15 protein-coding genes are annotated in these 20,128 nt (G+C 65.7%); 4 read left to right on the top strand and 11 right to left on the bottom strand.

What is annotated here, in order from left to right:
• Nucleotides 1-387, bottom strand: a 387-nt coding sequence (locus tag AC5Y21_RS25240) for a nuclear transport factor 2 family protein (protein WP_499916746.1), incomplete at its 3' end; no start/stop codon positions are given.
• A 150-nt stretch (nt 388-537) separates the two neighbouring features.
• Here AC5Y21_RS25240 and AC5Y21_RS25235 point away from each other — a divergent pair.
• Nucleotides 538-828 carry a hypothetical protein gene (locus AC5Y21_RS25235; RefSeq protein WP_499916744.1) on the top strand — a complete coding sequence of 97 codons (291 nt, stop codon included), beginning with the start codon at nt 538-540 and terminating at the stop codon, nt 826-828.
• A 432-nt stretch (nt 829-1,260) separates the two neighbouring features.
• On the opposite strand, the gene AC5Y21_RS25230 is transcribed toward AC5Y21_RS25235, so the two are convergent.
• The 3 genes from AC5Y21_RS25230 to AC5Y21_RS25220 form a co-directional block, all read right to left on the bottom strand.
• Nucleotides 1,261-2,736 carry a glutamate synthase subunit beta gene (locus tag AC5Y21_RS25230; protein WP_499916742.1) on the bottom strand — a complete coding sequence of 492 codons (1,476 nt, stop codon included), beginning with the start codon at nt 2,734-2,736 and terminating at the stop codon, nt 1,261-1,263.
• Complete coding sequence (gltB, locus tag AC5Y21_RS25225) at nt 2,729-7,321, bottom strand: glutamate synthase large subunit (protein WP_499916752.1); 4,593 nt, start codon at nt 7,319-7,321, stop codon at nt 2,729-2,731. Before gltB ends, AC5Y21_RS25230 begins: the two co-directional genes overlap by 8 nt.
• A gap of 728 nt (nt 7,322-8,049) precedes the next feature.
• Complete coding sequence (locus tag AC5Y21_RS25220) at nt 8,050-8,247, bottom strand: hypothetical protein (RefSeq protein WP_499916754.1); 198 nt, start codon at nt 8,245-8,247, stop codon at nt 8,050-8,052.
• Here AC5Y21_RS25220 and AC5Y21_RS25215 point away from each other — a divergent pair.
• Nucleotides 8,211-9,260 carry a MinD/ParA family ATP-binding protein gene (locus AC5Y21_RS25215; RefSeq protein ID WP_499916740.1) on the top strand — a complete coding sequence of 350 codons (1,050 nt, stop codon included), beginning with the start codon at nt 8,211-8,213 and terminating at the stop codon, nt 9,258-9,260. The genes AC5Y21_RS25220 and AC5Y21_RS25215 overlap by 37 nt on opposite strands.
• Here the strand turns inward: AC5Y21_RS25215 and sigI are convergent.
• Nucleotides 9,257-10,156 carry an RNA polymerase sigma factor SigI gene (gene sigI, locus AC5Y21_RS25210; protein ID WP_499916738.1) on the bottom strand — a complete coding sequence of 300 codons (900 nt, stop codon included), beginning with the start codon at nt 10,154-10,156 and terminating at the stop codon, nt 9,257-9,259. The genes AC5Y21_RS25215 and sigI overlap by 4 nt on opposite strands.
• Before the next feature lie 125 nt (nt 10,157-10,281).
• Between sigI and AC5Y21_RS25205 the strand changes: the two genes are divergently transcribed.
• Nucleotides 10,282-11,127, top strand: coding sequence for an NmrA family NAD(P)-binding protein (locus AC5Y21_RS25205; protein WP_499916736.1), 846 nt, complete (start codon nt 10,282-10,284; stop codon nt 11,125-11,127).
• A gap of 23 nt (nt 11,128-11,150) precedes the next feature.
• Nucleotides 11,151-11,600, top strand: coding sequence for a nitroreductase family deazaflavin-dependent oxidoreductase (locus AC5Y21_RS25200; RefSeq protein WP_499916733.1), 450 nt, complete (start codon nt 11,151-11,153; stop codon nt 11,598-11,600).
• A gap of 88 nt (nt 11,601-11,688) precedes the next feature.
• Here the strand turns inward: AC5Y21_RS25200 and eccA are convergent, their stop codons facing one another.
• The 6 genes from eccA to AC5Y21_RS25170 are packed head-to-tail and all read right to left on the bottom strand — an operon-like array spanning nt 11,689 to nt 20,127.
• Nucleotides 11,689-13,497, bottom strand: coding sequence for a type VII secretion AAA-ATPase EccA (gene eccA / locus AC5Y21_RS25195; protein WP_499916750.1), 1,809 nt, complete (start codon nt 13,495-13,497; stop codon nt 11,689-11,691).
• Nucleotides 13,498-13,544: 47 nt separating this feature from the next.
• Nucleotides 13,545-15,095: a type VII secretion protein EccE gene (gene eccE / locus AC5Y21_RS25190; RefSeq protein ID WP_499916731.1), complete on the bottom strand. Its 1,551-nt coding sequence runs from the start codon at nt 15,093-15,095 to the stop codon at nt 13,545-13,547.
• On the bottom strand, nt 15,092-16,747 hold the full coding sequence (mycP, locus tag AC5Y21_RS25185; RefSeq protein WP_499916729.1) for a type VII secretion-associated serine protease mycosin: 1,656 nt from the start codon (nt 16,745-16,747) through the stop codon (nt 15,092-15,094). Before mycP ends, eccE begins: the two co-directional genes overlap by 4 nt.
• The gene (gene eccD, locus AC5Y21_RS25180; protein ID WP_499916727.1) at nt 16,744-18,243 is read right to left on the bottom strand and encodes a type VII secretion integral membrane protein EccD; all 1,500 of its coding nucleotides are present in this window, start codon (nt 18,241-18,243) and stop codon (nt 16,744-16,746) included. The genes mycP and eccD overlap by 4 nt, the downstream gene beginning before the upstream one ends.
• Nucleotides 18,243-19,271 (bottom strand): MinD/ParA family ATP-binding protein, encoded by a 1,029-nt coding sequence (locus AC5Y21_RS25175; RefSeq protein ID WP_499916748.1) that lies wholly within the window; start codon nt 19,269-19,271, stop codon nt 18,243-18,245. Before AC5Y21_RS25175 ends, eccD begins: the two co-directional genes overlap by 1 nt.
• 37 nt (nt 19,272-19,308) lie before the next feature.
• Nucleotides 19,309-20,127, bottom strand: a complete 819-nt coding sequence (locus AC5Y21_RS25170) for an ESX secretion-associated protein EspG (RefSeq protein WP_499916724.1) — start codon at nt 20,125-20,127, stop codon at nt 19,309-19,311.
• Nucleotide 20,128: the final 1 nt, after the last annotated feature.

Genomic DNA, 20,128 nt, shown 5'->3' with positions numbered 1-20,128 from the left:
CGCCGCACTGTCCAGCCAGACGTTCTCGCGGCTAATCAGCCCATCACGGAACTCGAAGATGTGCAGGATCCGGAAGCTGATGCGGCGTCCGCCGCCCGGTAGTCCCAGCAACGATCCAACGACGGTGCCGGTCATGAGCTGTTCGAGGATCATCGCGTCACTGGCCACGTAGCGACGCAGCATCTTCCAGTCTTCGGTGCGAAAGTTCGCGGTGAGGTAGTTGTAAAAGTCGCGAGCCCCGTTTTCGCCGCGGCTGGGACCGTTGGGGAATCCGACGACATCGTGTTCGACATCGTCGGTGTACACCTCCACGGCCCCGTCGACGTCGCCTTGGCCTTCAGCACTCATATGCCGGTCGACTAGCGCCTGCATCTGGCTGTCATCCATCGCCGCCTCCTGGACCGTGGCCCCACACGACTCCGTGGTATCACGTCGCACGCCCCCGAAATGCCAGTACTGCGCTACTGACTGCGCCCCGCCCAGCTCGATCGACGATTTCAATTACACGACCCACCAACGCGGTGATGGAGGTAAGAAATGAGCAACGCGATCAAACGTGAGGTGCGTCCAGAGCCCATCCTCAACACGCCGGCCCCGGCGCCAATCCTGATCACCGAACAGCAGGTTATGTTCGGCACTGCCGCGGTATTGTCTCGGCGGCCGACGACCACGCATTGGTGGGACGAGGCGACCTCTGCAGCTCGCGCGGCGATACACCGGATCCATGCGATATCGGCGTCCGATGCCCGCCCGGCACGTCACGACTTCCCGAAGCATTACGCGTTCCTCGAGGAAGCCTGCCTGGCACGCGAGATGCATCGGCTATAGGGGGATCTCAGCGCCGAGCCTGTAATTTTGCAGGCCTCGTCTCGCACTTTTCCTGCAAATCTACAGTTTCGGCGAAACTTGCGGCGCTTGCGGGCGAGCAAACTCAGTGCGCCCGCCAGATGACCCGCGCTGGGCGATTAGCCGCCGAAGACCAGCAGTTCCTCAGCGGTGATAAGACGCTCACGTTTAGCAGGAAACTCGCGACTTCTTACCGGGTGACGGAACCATGACCAGGCGATTCGCCCCACTCGTGACTGGGGTACTGGCTTAACATGCACAGTAATCACTCCTGCGATCGGTTAATTCAACCGGGCCCCCGCTGTGCCCTCTATGTGACGAGGCCCACACTGAGTTATTAGACACCCAACGCCTGGCAAACAGCTGGCGACTCGCCGGGCAATTATCAACGTGTTTCTGATGTGACTGGTGTGGCTACTGAAGCGGTGCAGCGGTGGGCTTGACCGGCGCCGGTAGCGCACTCTCCCCCATCAGATGCTTGTCCACGGCCGCTGCCGCGGCCCTGCCCTCAGCTATCGCCCAGACGATCAACGACTGCCCACGACCCATGTCGCCGGCGACGAAGACACCGGGCACTGAAGTGTCGAAATCGGCGCCGCGGGCCACGTTACCGCGGTCCGTGAGCTTCACCCCGAGGTCGGTGAGCAGGCCCGGCTTCTCAGGACCGACGAATCCCATCGCCAGCAACACCAGGTCGGCCTCGATTTCGAAGTCGGAGCCCTCGACCTTGACGAACTTGCCGTCCTGCATCGTCACTTCGTGCACCTTGAGCGCAGTGACATGCCCGTCCTCGCCGACGAACTCCTCGGTGTTGACCGAGAACAGCCGTTCGCCGCCTTCCTCGTGCGCCGCCGATATGCGGTACATCAGCGGGTAGGTCGGCCACGGGGTCGACGAAGCGCGGGAGTCCGGTGGCCGCGGCATGATCTCGAACTGGTGCACGGCGACCGCGCCTTGGCGATGCACGGTGCCCAGGCAGTCGGCGCCGGTGTCGCCGCCCCCGATGATCACCACCTTCTTACCCTTGGCCGTGATCGGCGGCTGCCCGTCCTCGTCGCGGTCGGCGTCGTCCAACTCACCCAGCGCCTGGTGGTTGCCCCACGGCAGGTACTCCATCGCCTGATGGATCCCGTCCAGGTCCCGCCCGGGGATGGGCAGGTCACGCCAGTCGGTGGCACCGCCGGCCAGCACGACCGCGTCGAAATCGGCACGCAGCTGCTCGGCGGTGATGTCGACCCCGACATTGACGCCGGGCCGGAATTCGGTTCCCTCAGCCCGCATCTGATCCAGCCGCCGGTCCAGGACGCGCTTTTCCATCTTGAATTCCGGGATGCCGTAGCGCAGCAGCCCGCCGATGCGGTCGGCCCGTTCGAAGACGGTGACGCTGTGGCCGGCGCGGGTGAGCTGCTGAGCAGCGGCCAGACCCGCCGGGCCCGAACCGACCACCGCCACAGTCTTTCCGGTCAGCTGCGTCGGCGGTAGCGGCGTGACCCAGCCTTCCTCGAATGCCTTGTCGATGATCTCCAGCTCGATCTGCTTGATCGTCACCGGATCCTGATTGATTCCAAGCACACACGCCGGCTCGCACGGTGCCGGACACAACCGACCGGTGAAGTCGGGGAAATTGTTGGTGGCGTGCAGCCGTTCGATCGCGTCACGGAACCGGTTCCTACGCACCAGGTCGTTCCATTCCGGGATCAAGTTTCCCAGCGGACACCCGTTGTGACAGAACGGAATACCGCAATCCATGCATCGGGTGGCCTGATAGCGCAACTTCTCGAGATCGAATTCCTCGTAGACCTCGTTCCAGTCGCGCAGCCGTAGCGGGACAGGCCGTCGCTTCGGCAATTCCCGGTGTGTGTACTTCAGGAAGCCGCTCGGATCAGCCATGCGAGGCCGCCATGATCGCCTTGTCGACATCCATGCCATCGCGTTCGGCTTCGGCGATCGCGCCCAGCACCCGCTTGTAGTCCCGCGGCATCACCTTGACGAAGCGCCGCTGCTGCCGGCGCCAGTCGGCGAGGATCCGCTGGCCCACAGCGGAATCGGTCGCATCGACATGCGCCTGGATGATGCCGTGCAGGTACTCCACGTCGTCCTCGTCGAGAGTCTCGAGTTCGACCATCTCGGCGTTGAGGTTGGACGGCAGTTGCCCGTCGGGGTCGTAGACGTAGGCCACGCCGCCGGACATCCCGGCCGCGAAGTTACGGCCGGTGCGGCCGAGGATGGTGACCTTGCCGCCGGTCATGTATTCGCAGCCGTGATCGCCGACGCCCTCGACGACGGCGTGCGCGCCGGAGTTGCGGACCGCGAACCGTTCGCCGACCACGCCGCGCAGGAAGACCTCACCACTGGTGGCGCCGAACAGAATCACGTTGCCGCCGATGATGTTGTCCTCGGCGACATAGTCCTGCGGCGCATTGTCCGACGGCCGCACCACAATCCGGCCACCGGACAGGCCCTTGCCAACGTAGTCGTTGGCGTCGCCGTAAATTCGCAATGTAATCCCCTTGGGCACAAAGGCGCCGAAGCTGTTGCCGGCGGAACCGTCGAACGTGATGTCGATGGTGCCGTCCGGCAACCCTTGGCCGCCATATGCTTTCGTCACCTCATGACCCAGCATGGTGCCCACCGTGCGGTTGACGTTGCCGATGGTCGTAGAAAAGCGGACCGGCTTCCCGGCGTCCAGCGCCTCCCTGCTCATCACGATCAATTGCTGGTCGAGTGCCTTGTCCAGCCCGTGATCCTGACGCGAGCTGCAGTACAGGTCCTGGTTCATGAACGCCGACTCAGGCTCGTGCAGCACGGGCGTCAGGTCCAGCCGGTGCGCCTTCCAGTGCGCGCGCGCCAGCGTCGTATCCAGCGCTCCGGCCTGACCGACGGCCTCATTGAGGGTGCGGAAGCCCAACTGCGCCATGTATTCCCGGACTTCTTCGGCAATGAACATGAAGAAGTTCTCCACGAACTCCGGCTTACCGGTGAACCGCTCCCGCAGCACCGGGTTCTGGGTCGCCACGCCCACGGGGCAGGTGTCCAGATGGCATACCCGCATCATGATGCAACCCGCCACCACCAGTGGGGCCGTGGCGAAGCCGAACTCCTCGGCGCCGAGCAGCGTGGCGATCATCACGTCACGGCCCGTCTTGAGCTGCCCATCCACCTGAACCACGATCCGGTCGCGTAATCCGTTGAGCAGCAGGGTCTGCTGCGTCTCGGCCAGTCCCAGCTCCCACGGGGCGCCGGCGTGCTTCATAGACGTCAGCGGGGTCGCGCCGGTGCCACCGTCATGCCCCGAAATCAGCACCACGTCGGCGTGCGCTTTGGAAACTCCGGCCGCGACCGTCCCAACCCCGTTCTCCGACACCAGCTTGACGTGCACGCGTGCGGACGGGTTGGCGTTCTTCAGGTCGTGAATCAGCTGCGCCAGATCCTCGATCGAATAGATGTCGTGGTGCGGCGGCGGCGAGATCAGCCCGACGCCGGGTGTGGAGTGCCGGACTTTGGCGACCCACGGGTACACCTTGTGCCCCGGAAGTTGGCCGCCCTCACCGGGCTTCGCGCCCTGGGCCATCTTGATCTGGATGTCGGTGCAGTTGGTCAGGTAGTGCGAGGTGACACCGAACCGGGCCGACGCGACCTGCTTGATCGCGCTGCGGCGCCAGTCGCCGTTGGGATCTTGCTCGAACCGCTTGACGTCTTCGCCGCCTTCTCCGCTGTTCGAGCGGCCACCCAGCCGGTTCATCGCAATGGCCAGGGTCTCGTGTGCCTCCGCCGAGATCGAGCCGTAGCTCATCGCCCCCGTCGAGAAGCGCTTGACGATCTCGCTGGCGGGCTCGACCTCCTGCAGCGGAATCGGAGGACGCACTCCCGCACGGAATTTCAGTAGACCACGCAGCGACGCCATCCGCTCGGTCTGGTCGTCGACCAGGCGGGTGTAGTCCTTGAAGATCTTGTACTGACCGGTGCGAGTGGAGTGCTGCAGCTTGAAAACCGTCTCCGGGTTGAACAAGTGGTACTCGCCCTCACGGCGCCACTGGTATTCCCCGCCCACCTCGAGTTCGCGGTGCGCACGCTCGTCCGGGCGGTCCAGGTAGGCCAGCCGGTGCCGGGCCGCGACATCGGCGGCGATGTCGTCGAGGGTGATGCCGCCGGTCGGACAGACCAGCCCGGTGAAGTACTCGTCGAGCACCTCCTGGGAGATGCCGACCGCCTGGAACAGCTGCGCGCCGGTGTACGACGCCAGCGTCGAAATGCCCATCTTGGACATCACTTTGAGCACGCCCTTGCCGGCGGCCTTGATGTAGTGGTTCAGCGCCGTCTTGCGGTCGATACTGTCAATGAACCCGCGGTCGAGCATGTCCTCGATCGACTCGAACGCCAGGTAGGGGTTGACCGCGGCCGCACCACAACCGACCAGCATCGCCATGTGGTGCACCTCGCGGGCGTCACCGGATTCGACCACCAGCCCCACGTGGGTGCGGGTGCGATCCCGCACCAGATGATGGTGCACTCCCGCAACGGCGAGCAGCGACGGTATCGGGGCCATCTGCTCGTTGGATTCGCGGTCGGACAAGATGACGACCCGGGCGCCGTCGGCGATCGCCGCAGACGCCTGCGCGCGCACGTCGTCCAGCGCGGCGGCCAGACCGGCGCCGCCTTCGGCGACCGGGTACAGGCACCGAATCACCTTGGACCGCATACCATGCGGTCGCCCGTCGACCTCGTCATCGGGGTTGAGGTTGATCAACTTGGCCAACTCGTAGTTGCGCAGAATCGGCTGTGACAGCGCGATCTGGTGGCACGAGTTTTCGTTCGGGGTGAGCAGGTCGCGCTCCCCGCCGGTGGTGCCCTGCAGGCTGGTCACCACCTCCTCGCGGATGGCGTCCAGTGGCGGGTTGGTCACCTGAGCGAACAACTGCTGGAAGTAGTCGTAGAGCATTCGGGGACGCTCGGAGAGCACCGCGGGCGGGGTGTCGGTGCCCATCGACCCGATCGGCTCGGCACCGGTGCGGACCATCGGCGCCACCAGCACGTTGAGTTCCTCGTAGGTGTAACCGAAAGCCAACTGCCGCATGACAAGCCGGTCGTGTGGCATCCGCACGTATTTGCCGGCCGGCAGCTTCTCCATCGGGATCAGCCCTTTGTCGAGCCACTCCTGATAGGGGTGCTCGGCCGCCAGCTCCGCCTTGATCTCCTCGTCGGAGACGATGCGGCCCTGCGTCGTGTCCACCAGGAACATCCGGCCGGGCTGCAGCCGCATCCGGCGGACCACCGTCGAGGGGTCGAGATCCAGCACCCCGGCCTCGGAGGCCATCACGACCAGTCCGTCCTTGGTGACCCAGATCCGCGACGGCCGAAGGCCATTGCGGTCGAGCACGGCGCCCACGATGGTGCCGTCGGTGAATGTCATCGATGCCGGGCCGTCCCACGGCTCCATAAGTGAGGCGTGGTACTGGTAGAACGCCCGACGCGCGGGGTCCATCGACTCGTGACGCTCCCAGGCCTCGGGAATCATCATCAGTACCGCGTGCGCCAGACTGCGTCCGCCCAGATGCAGCAGCTCGAGCACCTCGTCGAAACGCTGGGTGTCCGAAGCCCCCGGCGTGCAGATCGGGAACAGCTTCTCGACGTCGTCTTCGGATCCGAAGATGTCGGTCTTGATCAACGCCTCGCGGGCACGCATCCAGTTCTCGTTGCCGGTGACGGTGTTGATCTCACCGTTGTGGGCGATGCGCCGGAACGGATGCGCCAGCGGCCAGGACGGGAAGGTGTTGGTGGAAAAGCGGGAGTGCACGATGCCCAGCGCGCTGGTCAGCCGGTCGTCCTGCAGGTCCAGGTAGAAGGCCTTCAGCTGCGGGGTGGTCAGCATGCCCTTGTAGACGAACGTCTGTCCGGACAGGCTTGGGAAATAGACGGTTTCGCGGCCCGGACCATCCTGGCCGGGTCCCTTGGTGCCCAGCTCGTGCTCGGCACGCTTCCGGACGACGTAACAGCGCCGCTCCAGGGCCATGCCGGAGGCGCCCTCCATGAACACCTGCCGGAAGGTGGGCATCGCATCGCGGGACAACGCTCCCAGCGATGAGTCGTCGGTGGGGACGTTCCGCCAGCCCAGCACGCGCAGCCCCTCGGCTTCGGCGATCTTCTCCACCGCCGCGCAGGCCGCCGCGGCGTCCTTGGACGACTGCGGCAAGAACGCGATGCCGGTGGCGTAGCTGCCCGGTTCCGGCAGCTCGAAATCGACGACCTCCCGAAGGAATGCGTCCGGGACCTGGATCAGGATGCCTGCGCCGTCGCCACTGCGCGGCTCGGCACCCTGCGCACCGCGATGTTCAAGGTTGAGCAGGGCGGTGATCGCCTTGTCCACAATGTCGCGGCTACGCCGGCCGTGCATGTCGACGACCATGGCTACCCCGCACGAATCGTGTTCGAATGCGGGGTTATACAGCCCTTTGGAGCCCGAGCGCTTGGGCGCCATACCCACCTGCCCCTTCACCAAACTTTCTGCGTGGCCTTCACCAGTGGTTCCGACGAGGACCTCGCCCCGGAGATTGCGGGCCAGATCCCTTCGGTCTTGTCGATAGGCTGTCCGTCAAGCGGAGATGATCCGGTCAGGGATTCGTCCGTGCAGCGCTGAACGGTGCCCGATAACCGGACTCGACAAGTCGTAAAACGATATGACAAAACCCGCCTGACATGCCAACTTCCCTAATACTAACCTGCCCGCCCGCCACCCGTGACCTGCGGCGGAGCAGGCGATTGACCCCATTGACGTGGCCCGTTTCACCGATTGCGGCCCGTGGGGCGGCGCTCGCGCGCTTTCTTCGAGGACCACACCAACCGCTTAGACCGGTTTGCTGAGCCTGCGATGAATCGGGTTTGAAGGTCCGCCATCACCGTCATCTGAAGCGTGTGCCACGGTGCCGAGTTTGCGCAATACTAATAAGAGTCTAAAAAGCGCGGCTGAATGTCCGCGTCAGTCGCGCTGCGGGCCGGTGACAGATACTGGTTTTGTACGAAATTGGCGGTCGAATCGCCAGGCAGTCGAGGAGTTCATGACCGAGCACGACGAATTCTTGCGCGACCGCCTGCGGCCCAGCGCCCCCGATGCGCACCTACCTGGCCCCCAGTCACGGGATCCGGCTGCCCCTGCCCCGGGTCCGCCGCCCCCCGCTCCCCCGGCCCATCCCCCTGAGCATCGCCCGGTTATGCGGCCGGCGCCGCCGCCGGCCCCACCAAGGCCGGTCCCGCCGGGCCGGCCAGCCCCACCAGGGTCTCCTCCGCCAGGCCGGCCAACTTCGCCGGGACCTCTCCCCGGCCCGCCGCACCGGCACCCGCCCGCTCCGCCCGGGCCGCCGCGCCAGCCGGTGCACCCCGGTCCGCCTCCCCAGCACGCGCCTCCACCCAGCCCCCAACGCCAGCCGGTGCACCCCGTCCCGCCGCATGCGCCGGCGCACCCCATCCCGTCGAGGGCGCAGGCCGAACCTCCCTTCGGGCCCGTCCACATGGCCCCGCCGCTACCTCCCGACCACGGTTGGCGCCGACTCGTCCGGTTGGCCACCTTTGGCCTCATCACGCCGGGTCCGTCGACCACGCAACGCGAAGAGGCGCAATTCCAGGCAGCCATACAGATCCCCCTGCACGGCAACCACAAGGTCGGCGTACTGGGCAAGGGCGGCGTCGGAAAGACGTCGGTGGCCGCAAGCATCGGATCGCTCCTCGCCGAACTTCGTCAGCAGGACCGCATCGTGGCGATCGACGCCGACACCGCCTTCGGCCGGTTGAGCAGTCGAATCGATCCGCACGCGAACGGGTCGTTCTGGGAACTGACCGGAGACACCAACCTGCAATCCTTCGGAGACGTGACCGCACGCGTCGGCCGTAATCCCGTCGGCCTGTACGTGCTCGGCGGTGAACCGGCGGCAGGACCTCGCCGAGTGCTCGATCCGGCGATCTACCGCGAGGCCGCGCTACGGCTGGACAGGCACTTCGCGATCTCGATCATCGACTGCGGCTCCACGATGGACTCCGCGGTCACCCAGGAGGTGCTGCGCGATCTGGACGCGCTGATCGTGGTGTCGTCGCCGTGGGCGGATGGGGCCTCGGCCGCCGCCAAGACCATGGAATGGTTGGCGGATCACGGCGTGGATCGGTTGTTGCACAACAGCATCGTGGTGCTCAACGATTCCGACGGACACGCCGACAAGCGCACCCGGGCATTGCTGGCTCGCGAGTTCATCGATCACGGGCAACCGGTAGTCGAGGTGCCGTTCGATCCCCACCTCCGCCCGGGTGGGGTCATCGATGTGCAGCACGAAATGGCTCCGGCAACGCGGCGCAAGTTCATGCAGGTCACGGCGACCATCACGGGGTACTTCGCGTCGCGGCCCGTCGCTCGGGACCGCCCACACCGTTAACCGGATACCGCTCCCGCCCGGGCGGCGGGGTCGGCGATCGCCTCGATCTTGCTGACCAGATCGCCGCGGATAGTCAGCACGATGGCGGCGAATAGCCGTCGTTCGGCAAAAGCCAGCACGACCGGCTGCCCGACCGGACCGTTGACCAATGTCACGCCCGGCCCCAGATAGCGCATGAGGTTGGTGGCCACGGCGTCCGGCCCGTGGTTGATCTGTGGCGGCGGCGCAGGGTGAGCCAGGACCGTTCCCACGCCCCACACCGTCGGATCCAAGACCGCAGCCAGGGCGGCGATGTCGCCGTTGGCGCACGCGGTGATGAATTTCTCGGTGACCAGCTGGTGCTCGGCCGAGACCACCTCGGTCAGCTTCGGTTGTGCCACGCCGAATTTGCCGCGGGCGCGCCGTGCCAGCTGACGACAGGTGCCGACGGGACGGCCGACGGTTTCGGCGATCTGGTCGAACGGGAGGCCGAACACGTCGTGCAGTACGAAAGCCACCCGCTCCCCGGGAGTGAGCCTGCGCAAGACTTCCAGCAACGCCGTGCTGACCTGGTCGTCGAGAGTCACCCGGTCGGCCGGGTCGGCCCGCCGCGATTCGTCAACCAGAAACTCACGGCCCTGCTGGACGTCACCATCGGGGGCGCCCGGGCGCTCGTAGCGGGCCCGCGCCGAACGCACGTGATCCAGGCACAGCCGGCTGGTGACCACGGTGAGCCAGCCACGGACATCGTCGATCTGCTCGGGGTCGACCCGGGATAGACGCAAAAACGCTTCTTGCGCAATGTCTTCGGCGTCACCGACGTTTCCGGTGATCTGGTAGCCGAGATTGATCAGGTATGGGTGATGAAGCCGCCAGGCATCCGTGATCTGCTCGCTCGCTGACTGCGGTTGGTTCATGCAATACCGACGATCTGGTGCGGGAAAAAGTTACCGATTCCGACTGTAACTTTCCGCTCCGGCGGTCCGTCCTTGGATGCAGAGCCTGACGAACAGCATCGGCTCATCACATGAAGGAGCCATTCATGACGATCGTGGTAACCGGAGCGACCGGCAATGTCGGCCGTCCCCTTGTCGACCAACTTGTCGCCGCGGGCGTTGGGGTGCGTGCGGTCACCCGCACGCCAAAGACCGCCGGGTTTCCCAACGGGGTCGAGGTATTCGGCTCGGCGCTCGAAGCGCTGCCCGGTGCGTCGGCGGTGTTCCTCAATTCCCGTGCGCTGGGCCCGCAGATCGAGGCGATGTCGGCCGTGATCACCCGGGCCCGGGCCGCCGGCGTCACCAAACTGGTTGCCCTGTCGGCGATCAACGCCGACGACGACTTCGCGCGCCAGCCGTCACGGGCTCGTGGGGACCGCAACAAAGAGATCGAACAGCTGGCCGTCGACTCCGGCCTGGAGTGGGTGAGCCTGCGGCCCGCGGTTTTCGCGACGAACTTCGTCGGCATGTGGTCGGCGCAGATCCGCGCCGGGGACGTAGTGGCCGGTCCGTATGCCGAGGCTTCCAGCGCGCCGATCGTCGAGAGCGACATCTCGGCGGTGGCGGCGCGGGCGCTGCTCACCGACGAGCTTGTCGGGCAGCGCATCCCGCTGACCGGTCCGCAATCGCTGACCAACTCCGAGCTGGTGGCGGCTATCGGCGCGGTGCTGGATCGCCCGCTGCAATACCGCGAGATACCTGCCGAGGCGGTGCGGCAGCGCTTCATCGGGCTGGGTTTCACCGCCGGCTTCGCCGACGGCTATCTCGCGATGCTCGCCGAGACGCTGGACAAACCCGCCCTCGTCACCCACGACGTGGAAAAGATCCTGGGCCGCCCGGCCCTTCCGTTCGCGGAATTCGTGTCGCAGCGTCGTGACCTATTCACCAGTTGAAACCAGTTAGAGAGGCAGTTTTCATGTCCGAAATACGCCCACCGCGATACCTCAAGCCGATGAACAAGGTGATGATGGCGGTGCAGAAGCTAGGAATACCGACGGGGCCTGCCATGGTGTTGACGGTGCCTGGCCGTAAGTCGGGTCAGCCGCGCAGCACCCCGATGACGCCGTTCAAATTTCAGGGCGACCTCTATGTGGTGGCCGGCTATCCCGGGGCGGATTGGGCGGCCAACGCGCGGGCTGCGGGCGTCGGCACCCTGACCAGAGGGCGCCGGGCCCGGCGGGTCAGGATCGTCGAGCTCAGTGCCGCCGAAGCGCGGCCGGTGCTGCGCGCGTTTCCGACCGAGGTGCCGGTCGGGGTGGCGTTCGCCAAGCGCTCGGGGATGGTCCGCGACGGCAGCTCCGATGAGTTCGAGGCGCTGGCAGGCCAGCTCGCCGTTTTCCGCTTCGATCCCGTGGCAGGCCGGTAACTCCTCCTCGCGAGCGTGCGCGTTTGTACGCAACACGCCGAGCGATGACGGCATTTTGCGCACGCTCGTGGTACCGGAGCCGGTGTGGTCAAAGCTCTATCGGCACATGCTTTTCCGCACAGGATTCGCGGACCGCGGCGATCACATCCTGAGCGCGCAGCGCTTGCAGGTCCTCGACGGTCACCGAGCCCTTGTCGCTGCGATGCTGAGCGGCTACCCGCGAATCTCGCAGCCGCTCTGCACGTTCGACCACGTTGCGTGCGAAACGTCCGTTGTGCATGACGTCGATGCCGTGGGTGCCGTCGGCCGCTTGGTAGGCGCGCAGCGTGGTGCATGCGGCGTTGAGCGCTTCGCATGCGGCGGGCTCGATGACGGTCGCTCGGGGTTTGCCGTAGCGGACCGCGATCTCCACCAGCTCGTCGGGAGCATAGGACTCGAACCGCAACTTGCGGTTGAATCGACCCGCCAATCCTGGGTTCACAGTGAGGAATTCGTCGACCTGTTGCTCGTATCCCGCGCCGATGAAGCAAAAGTCGAAGCGATGTACCTCCAGCGCCACCAACAACTGGTTGACCGCCTCCATGCCGATCATGTCGGGCCGGCCGTCGTGGTGGCGCTCAACCAGTGAGTAGAACTCGTCCATGAACAGGATGCGGCCCAGCGAGCGGTTGATCAGTTCGTTGGTCTTGGGGCCCGAGGCTCCGATGTGTTCACCGCAGAAGTCGGCCCGTTTGACTTCGATGATCTCGGGATGGCGCACGATGCCCAGGCCGGCATAGATCTTTCCCAACGCCTCGGCGGTGGTGGTCTTTCCGGTTCCAGGCGGTCCTACCAGCAGCATGTGATTGGTTTGATTGGCCACGGGCAACCCGGCCGCCAGCCGTAGCGCCCGCACCTCGATCTGGTCCTCCAGTTCGGCCACCGCACGCTTGACTTCGGCCAACCCCACCTGGTGGTCGAGCAAGGCACGGCCCTCCGCCAAGAGTTGGGCCCGTCGCTCTTCGTGTTCCTCCTCGCGTCGCTGCTGTTTGGACTGCTCGGTGTTCACATCCCATTTGTCGGTGCGGGTGTTTATGGCATTTTCGTCGGTGATCACCAGTTGCAGCGCGGGGTCGGCCAACGCTTGTTTGGCTGACTCGATCAGCGCACCATTGATCGTCGCCTTGGATAGCCAGATCTGCGCCTCGTGCTCTTGGTCGAGCTGGCGATGCGCCATCCCTCGTGCGTATGCCAGGTCCGCGGCGATCAGCGGGAAGTCGGTGGGATCGATTGCGGTGACGGCGGTTTCGCTGCGGCGGCTCCGCGATTCGGTGCCTGAGTGGCCGGTGCGCAGTTCGACGCGGTCGGTCCAGTCGAGTGCGACACGCGCCTGGCCGAGATGGACCGCAGCGTGGGCCGCCAACGCGCACGTTGCCGCCGTAACCGCTGACATGATGATGGCCTGCGGTGGCAAAATTGAAGCTGCCACCGAGATGACGTCCGGCCACCGCTGGGTTGCGAACATCAGGTAGGCCTCGATGTGCTGCTGCCACTGGTGATTCTCCCAGGTGTCCAGCAGTACCGAATCCGCAAGCAGCGCTTGAGCTTTCTCGTATTGGCGGTCATCGATGAGCGCACTCGCCAGCGCCAGGCCCGCATGCGACGCCTCGGTCACCGAAATCGACAGGTAGGGACCGGCTTTGATGGGCGCCGACAAGCGCACACCGAGCCGGTTGGTCTCCCGATGCAACCGTGCACCATACGTGTACAGCTGCTGGACCGTTGACAATGCTTCATCCCCGGCGGCGATCCGCCCCAGCCAGGCGTCGGCCATCGACGCATCGATCTCCGTAGCCTCCCGGAACCGCGCCCCGGCCGCGGCGATATCGGCATGACCGTCGGCCTTGAGCAAGGCCATACCCTGGTCGAACTGCTTGCGCGCGGCGGCCGTTCCGGTGGTGCTGGTCACTGCGGCTCCACCGCTGCGAGCTCCAAGGTCCGCAACCGCGCCGGTTCAGAAGACACGTAGCGGTTCTCCGCGCGGAACAACTCGACTTCCACCGCGTGCACTTGACCGGCGACCGTTACCTCCACCGTCGCCGCACCTGTCTGGGTGATCAGCACATTGGCGGTCCCGCGGTAGGGCTCGCCCGGTTCCCCCACGGAGATCAGGGTGTTCGGGCGGGGCGCGGGTGTCAGGCTGCCGTCCACCACACTTACCGTGGTGCCGGAGACGGGCTTGGGCTGATCGATCACAGCGATGTCCGGCATGCGAACACTGTTCCACCGCTGTAGGTTTCGGGTGTGTACCGTGATTTTCTCGCCGGCCCCGGCCATGCGGATCACAATCCGCTTGGCCAGTGCATCCTCGGCGGCGATGTGTACCCGGCTGAACTCTCCCACGTCGTCCAGCGGCAGCAGCATCCGATTGCCGCCGCCGACCTTGCCCAGCAGTACGCCCGATGGCCCGATGGGGACGACGAGCGGGCCATGCAGCGTTCCGCGACGAATGCCCCGCAGCCACGGCATCGGACCGCACAGATTGGCGGCGATGGCCAGCGACTGCTCACCAGGCAACGTTTGCAACAGCGTGCTCGGCGGGGCCGTCGGTGGTTGTGCGCTGCGCACTGTCACCGTGGCAGTGACCGCGGCGGCGTCACGATCAGCGGGAAAAAGTGTGACGTTGTGGATGATTCCATCGGCCCGCATAGACCAGGCTTGCGCCAACTTGTCGGCGGTGATGTCTTCGGGCCGATACCAGTACGTCGTCAGCCAGCCGTGGCCGCCCCGAACCGAGCGCCAGCGCCCGTTGGGCGCATCCAGCGCGGATCGTCCTAGCCGTCGCTCCATCTCGACGATGTCGGTGGCGGTGGCAACCTTGGCACGAATGCCCTGTTGCCGCATGGCGGCGCTGATTCGCTGCGCAGCCGCCAGCGTCGCGGCGCCGATCGAGGTCCGCCACTGTAGCGCATCGGCGTTGTCCAGAGCCGAGATTCGCACGACGAGCCAAGTTTCTCGCTGTCCGGCATACGGCGGAGTGCCGATGAGGGTGTCGTACACCCGCGGGTAGTCACCGGTGCTGCGGCGGCGGGCCCCGGCGCTGATCACGCTCAACGAATCAATAGTCAGGCCAAGGGTTTGATTCAACATCGGCAGCAGGTCCGTTATGTTGAGCGCGTTTTCGGTGCAGGTGGAGGACGATCCGGTGAACAGCGTTGGTGTATGCGGCTTTCCGAGCAGCTGCACCGCGGCAACCGCCACACCGTCCTGGTATCGGACTCCGCCCCCGGCACGGTCGTTGACTACCGTCAGCGGCTCTGTCCACTCGATAGGTCGACGGCGCCGCACCCACAGAGCCAGCCAAGACCACAGCTGCCGGCCCCGCCACCTGACTACGCCAACGCCGATACCAGCCGCCAAACCGGCTGCAGCACCAGCGTATTCACCGGATGTCCAACCAACGAGGACGGAGAGAAACACGCCGACGACGATCGTCAGCTTGGTCGTGGCCGTCATCGCTCCCGCCGTGCTCGCGCGATCAGTGCGGCGACCGCAATCAGCACCGCAACCGTGCCGGCGAACACCAGAGCAACGGTGCGGGCGCGATGATCCGGCGCGGGTGGCGACGGGGCAGGTCTGAGCACACGGCTGGCTGCTGTTGATGGGAGCCGTTCTCCCGCAGGAACATCGAAGGTCAGCGCCGCTACCGGGTCGACGACGCCATAGCCGACTTGATTGTCGACTCCCCGTGGCGGATTGTGCGCGGTCTGCAAGATCCGGTTGACGATCTGGTGGGCAGATAGGCCCGGATATTTGGCGCGGACCAAAGCAACAACCCCACTGACATATGCCGCCGAGAAGCTGGTGCCCCAGATCGGCATGTTCTTCTCGCCGGGGCGAATCGGAGGATAAGCGTTGACCGGGCCCCCGGTCTCGGGTGACAATCCCATGATCCCGACACCGGGAGCCGCGGCGGCCACCCAGGGTCCCGTCAGGCTCTTGCTGATCGGTGCGCCGCTGTTGTCCACGGCGCCCACCGACAACACATAGTCGGCGAACCACGATGGGGATGACACGGTTTTGACTTGATGCCAATCGCGGGGATCGGACGCGTCGAGCGGGTCGAACGACGGGTTTTGGGCGCAACCGTCTTCGCTGTCGTTTCCCGCCGCCGCGACGATCACCGCGTCCTTCACGGTGGCCGCATACCAGACGGCTGCGCCAATGGCAGTCTGATCCAGCGGATCTGCCGCCGACACGCACGCAGTCACGCTGACGTTGATCACCTTGGCGCCCATATTGGCGGCGTGCACGATAGCGCTGGCCAGCGTCGCGATGGTGCCTGCCTTCTTGCGCCCCTCCATGTCGCCCGGCCCCGGGCTGGCTGGTTCGAAGGCTCGCGACGACTGGCGGATAGACATGATCACGGCGTGCGGTGCGACGCCGACGACCCCATCGGGGGTGCCCGACGGCGGGGGCGGCACCTCGGGGTCATCGGGGTGTTCGGTGCCGGGATCACCCGGCGCGTTCGACGGTACGTCCGGCGGTGGGGGCGGCGGTGCCGCCACGGTTTGCGTGATCGTCACCGGGGACGGCGGGGGCGCAGGCGCGGGTGGGGGCGGAGGACCGCCTGGTGGCGGTGCTCCCGCATCGGTCGCCGGCGGCCCCGCAGGGGGCGGAAATGCCGGAGCGCTCGGCATCCGCGCGGGCATCGGAATGCCCTGTGGCGCGGCACCGATCACCGACGCGACGATGGTGCCGTGCGCATCGCAGTCCGTCAGCCCGTCACCGCCCATGATGTAGTCGCCGCCGGCGACCACAGGCAGCCGGCGACTGGGATTGATGCCGGTGTCGATGACGGCGACCGGCACCCCGTTGCCTGTTGAGTACTGCCACGCCTTGCTGATGTTCAGCATGGTGAAACCAGGCGCGGTAACCGCCACATTGGGATCTGCGACGGAGATCGTTTTAGCGCAGGCGAAGCTCTGCCGCATCGGTTGATCCGAGCCCGGTTTGCCGTCTGCCGGTACCCGGCCGGGATCGACGCTCGGCGGCGGAATCGCCTGCGCTGCAGGCAGGCTCGCCAACAGCGCTACCAGCAGGCCGGTCAGCGCAAGCGACATGACGCGTTGCAGCGATCCCTGTGCCTTTCGAGCGATCCGAGTCATCGCATGCGTACCCAGGTGAACAATCCGCCGATCCAGGCGGCCAGCGGCAACGCCGCGATGATCGCCGCGATCTCCACCCATTCGGCGGTCATCCGCACCAGAGGAGTGAACCTGGTTATCGGTACCAACAGCGCCGCCAGCAGGCCGGCGCCGCCGAACCCGGCCAGTACCATCGCGCCCCAAAGCACCGAATACGTTGAACCGGATTCGTGCACAACGTATTTGAGTACGCCCACGCACACGGCGGCTGCGGACCCGCACACCAGCGCGACCGCCTGCCACTTGTCGGCGAACGCCCGGCCCCGGCTGATGAAGATCACCGCGAACAGCCCGGCCAGTACTGCGGCCGGCACGCCGCGGTCGCGGCCCGGCATCAACGTGGCCCACACCGCGGGCGGGAGCGCCAATCCGGCGCCCACGCATATTCCGGTCAGCACGCTATTAGCGCGTACCGCCGCCGCCGCGATCTGCGCGCCGCGAGGGGTGGTATCCGGATTCGCGTCCTCGTCGGCAGTATCTGCCTCGTCGTTCACGGGTGCCACCACATCCGGGGGCTGACCGGCGCTACGCCGGAACAGATCGCGCCCGGTGATCGACCCGAAGTACGGTGGCCGGATCCGCGCCACCCACAGTGCGATCGTCGGAGCCTGGGTCAGCACCAGCAATAGCGCTACCAGGGCGCACATCCCCAGCCACTGGGCCGGAACCGGCCGCCACATCCGGGCCGCCGCGATCATGCCGCCGAGGGTGCACAGCGTCACCGCCGCGGCCGCGACCGTGGTGTGGCGTCGCGTCACGGCCGCGATTCCACAGGTCAAAACCGCGCCCGCCAAGGCTGCAATGAACACATGTGCGGACCCGAGCTTCCCGGGCGCGCCGCCCGCGAGGCTTACCACGAGCAGCGGCACCGCGAGCCAGCCCAGCCCGTCGATCATGTCGGTGCGACGCGGCCACCACCGCCACACCGCGGCCGCACCACCGGCGGCTGACAGTCCGGCAGCGCCGGTGACGATGCTCGGCACCAGGGAATCGCCGGCACAGCGCTGGCGCACGGCCAGTCCCATCACCGTCACCGCGACCATCGTCAGAATCAACAACGCCGTGTGCGAGGCGGTTTCGACCGTAACGGGCTCGAACAGCTTCTTGCCGATCCGGGCCAGGCCGGTGGACAACGACTCGTACTGCGGCTCGAAAGATTCGCCTTCCACCGCTGGAACCAGGGAGAGCGTGGCCCCGTCCTCGACGCCGAGCTCGTCGAGCGTCTTGGTGACGTCCAGCCGAACTCCGTTGGCCCTGTGTAGTTCGTATCCGAGGCCGGGCTCCAGGCCGCCGAAGCCGCGGCGCTTGATCTCGTCGTTGAGCAATTCGACGATGTCGTCTATAAAAACCTCAATCGGCACGGATGCCGGATATACCTGCGAAACCAGGTGCTCGCCGCACACGACCGCCACAGCGCAGCGGGCCGGAAACGAAACTTTACCCAGCAACGGGGTCACTAGCGCGGCCTGTCGGCATCTGGAATATATTTGTCGGCCAGCGATGCGGTAATTTCGAAGACCCGCAGTCGAGTCTTTTTCTTCAGCTCGTGCCGGGTATCGATTATCCCGCCCTTCGCGAGGTAAGGATCGTACGGCATAAACTCGACGGTCGCTCCCGACTGTCCGAAGCGTTCGGTGAGATATGTGCGCGCATCCGGGTCGTATTTATCGCGACTATCGTTCAGAACAACCATGCTGCGGGACATTAATTCGTGGTAACCCAACGACCGCAGCAGATCGATCGCGCGGGTGACGGGCAGCGAGGTGTCGGCGGTGAGGCCGGACACGAAAACAAGTGTGTCGCAGGCATCCAGCACCGCCTTCATTACCGGGTGCTCGAGATCGTCGGAGGTGTCGACCACGATGACCGTGTGCGTGCGGCGCAGCCGGGACAACACCCCGCTGAACATCGACGGCACCAAGGGCCGCGGCTGGTCTGAGACCCGATTTCCGGCTAGTACGTCGAGCCCGATGCTGTTCTGCCCCAAGTGCTCTCGGATGTCCGCATAGCCTTGGACGTCGGTGTCGTTCAGCACCGCCGCGTAATCGCCGGGCGGGGATTCATCGATCCGGCCCGCCAGCGTCCCGAAGCCGGGCGCCGCATCCACGGCAACCACGTTCTCCGGCCGGCATTCCCGGAACACCGCTCCGATGCACGCGGTCATGGTGGTTTTTCCGACGCCGCCCTTTCCGGATACCACCCCGATCACGTACTGCTTTCGGATGTGACGCCGTATCCGCTCCTGCAATTCGCGGTAATGCCGTTCGGCGGGCGATTCACCGAAATTGAGTGCTTCGAACGATAGGCGATATAGAAACTTACGCCATCCTGAGCCTGGCGGAATTTTACGCGGCGCCACCATATCGGAGATCCGCAATGTTCCCGATACGGAATCTAGCCGTTGATAGCGCGCGGGAGGCGCTTCTCTGTCAACCTGTACGCCAGGTTCCGGAGAACGGGTTGGCGTTGCCCACGGACTTGTCACGATGCCGGTACTAACATTTTTGTGCGATACCTCTCGACTACACAACTTTGCGGTATGAATACCATTCTTGATCGGCGGGCAGGCGCCGCACCAAACGATTGAGGGCAGCAGCGACATTGCTCCTGGTGCCCGGGGCGATGATCATCCATTTCCTGCCACCTGAAGCCCCCGAGTAAGTGTGCTCGGCGACCAATCTTCCCTCCGGCAGATCGATGATTGTCACAACGCTCGGCTCAACGTAGGAACGGGTGGGCCGGCCTGTTTCCACGCCGGACTGGATCGCGACGATCGAGGCCTGGGCTGATCGGTCGGGATCGGCGGCCCGTGCCAGCATCTGCACCTGGTCGGCCTCCAGTCCCTGGCTGTCCAGGAATCTGCGCAGCGCCTCCCTACTGGTCGCGGCGGTCTGCATGGCGTCCGCGTCCAGGGTGACGGGTCGCAGGGCCGCGGCCGCCTTTGTGCCGCACAATCGGTCGATCTGTGCGGTCAGCGCCGCGCCGGCGGCGCCTTCGGTGTTGGCCGTTCCCGCTCCGCTGATCCGCACGAGATCCGCCGACCGTTCCATCGCCACCCACCATTTCGCGAAGCGGGCGAGTAGCACCCGCGCCGATTCATCGGTTCCTGGCGTGCCGAACTGCATCAGCAGCGCGATATCGCGCCGGGAGAGCACGGTCAGCCACTCCATTACGGTGCTATCGACTGTGTCCGACCCGTCGATGACGCCGACGGCTCTCAGTTCGGCCGTCACCGGGTGTTCCAGCGCCAGCCGCTTGGGCTCGACGCTGGGCAGATGCGGCCGCAGCCCCAACTCGGGGGCCACAACTTCGATGCCTGTGAGCACCTGAAGAGCCCACAGG

It is taken from the genome of Mycobacterium sp. NGS41, assembly GCF_059812725.1.
The sequence above is the reverse complement of the archived record's forward strand: the minus strand, read 5'-3'. Positions and strand labels throughout refer to the sequence as shown.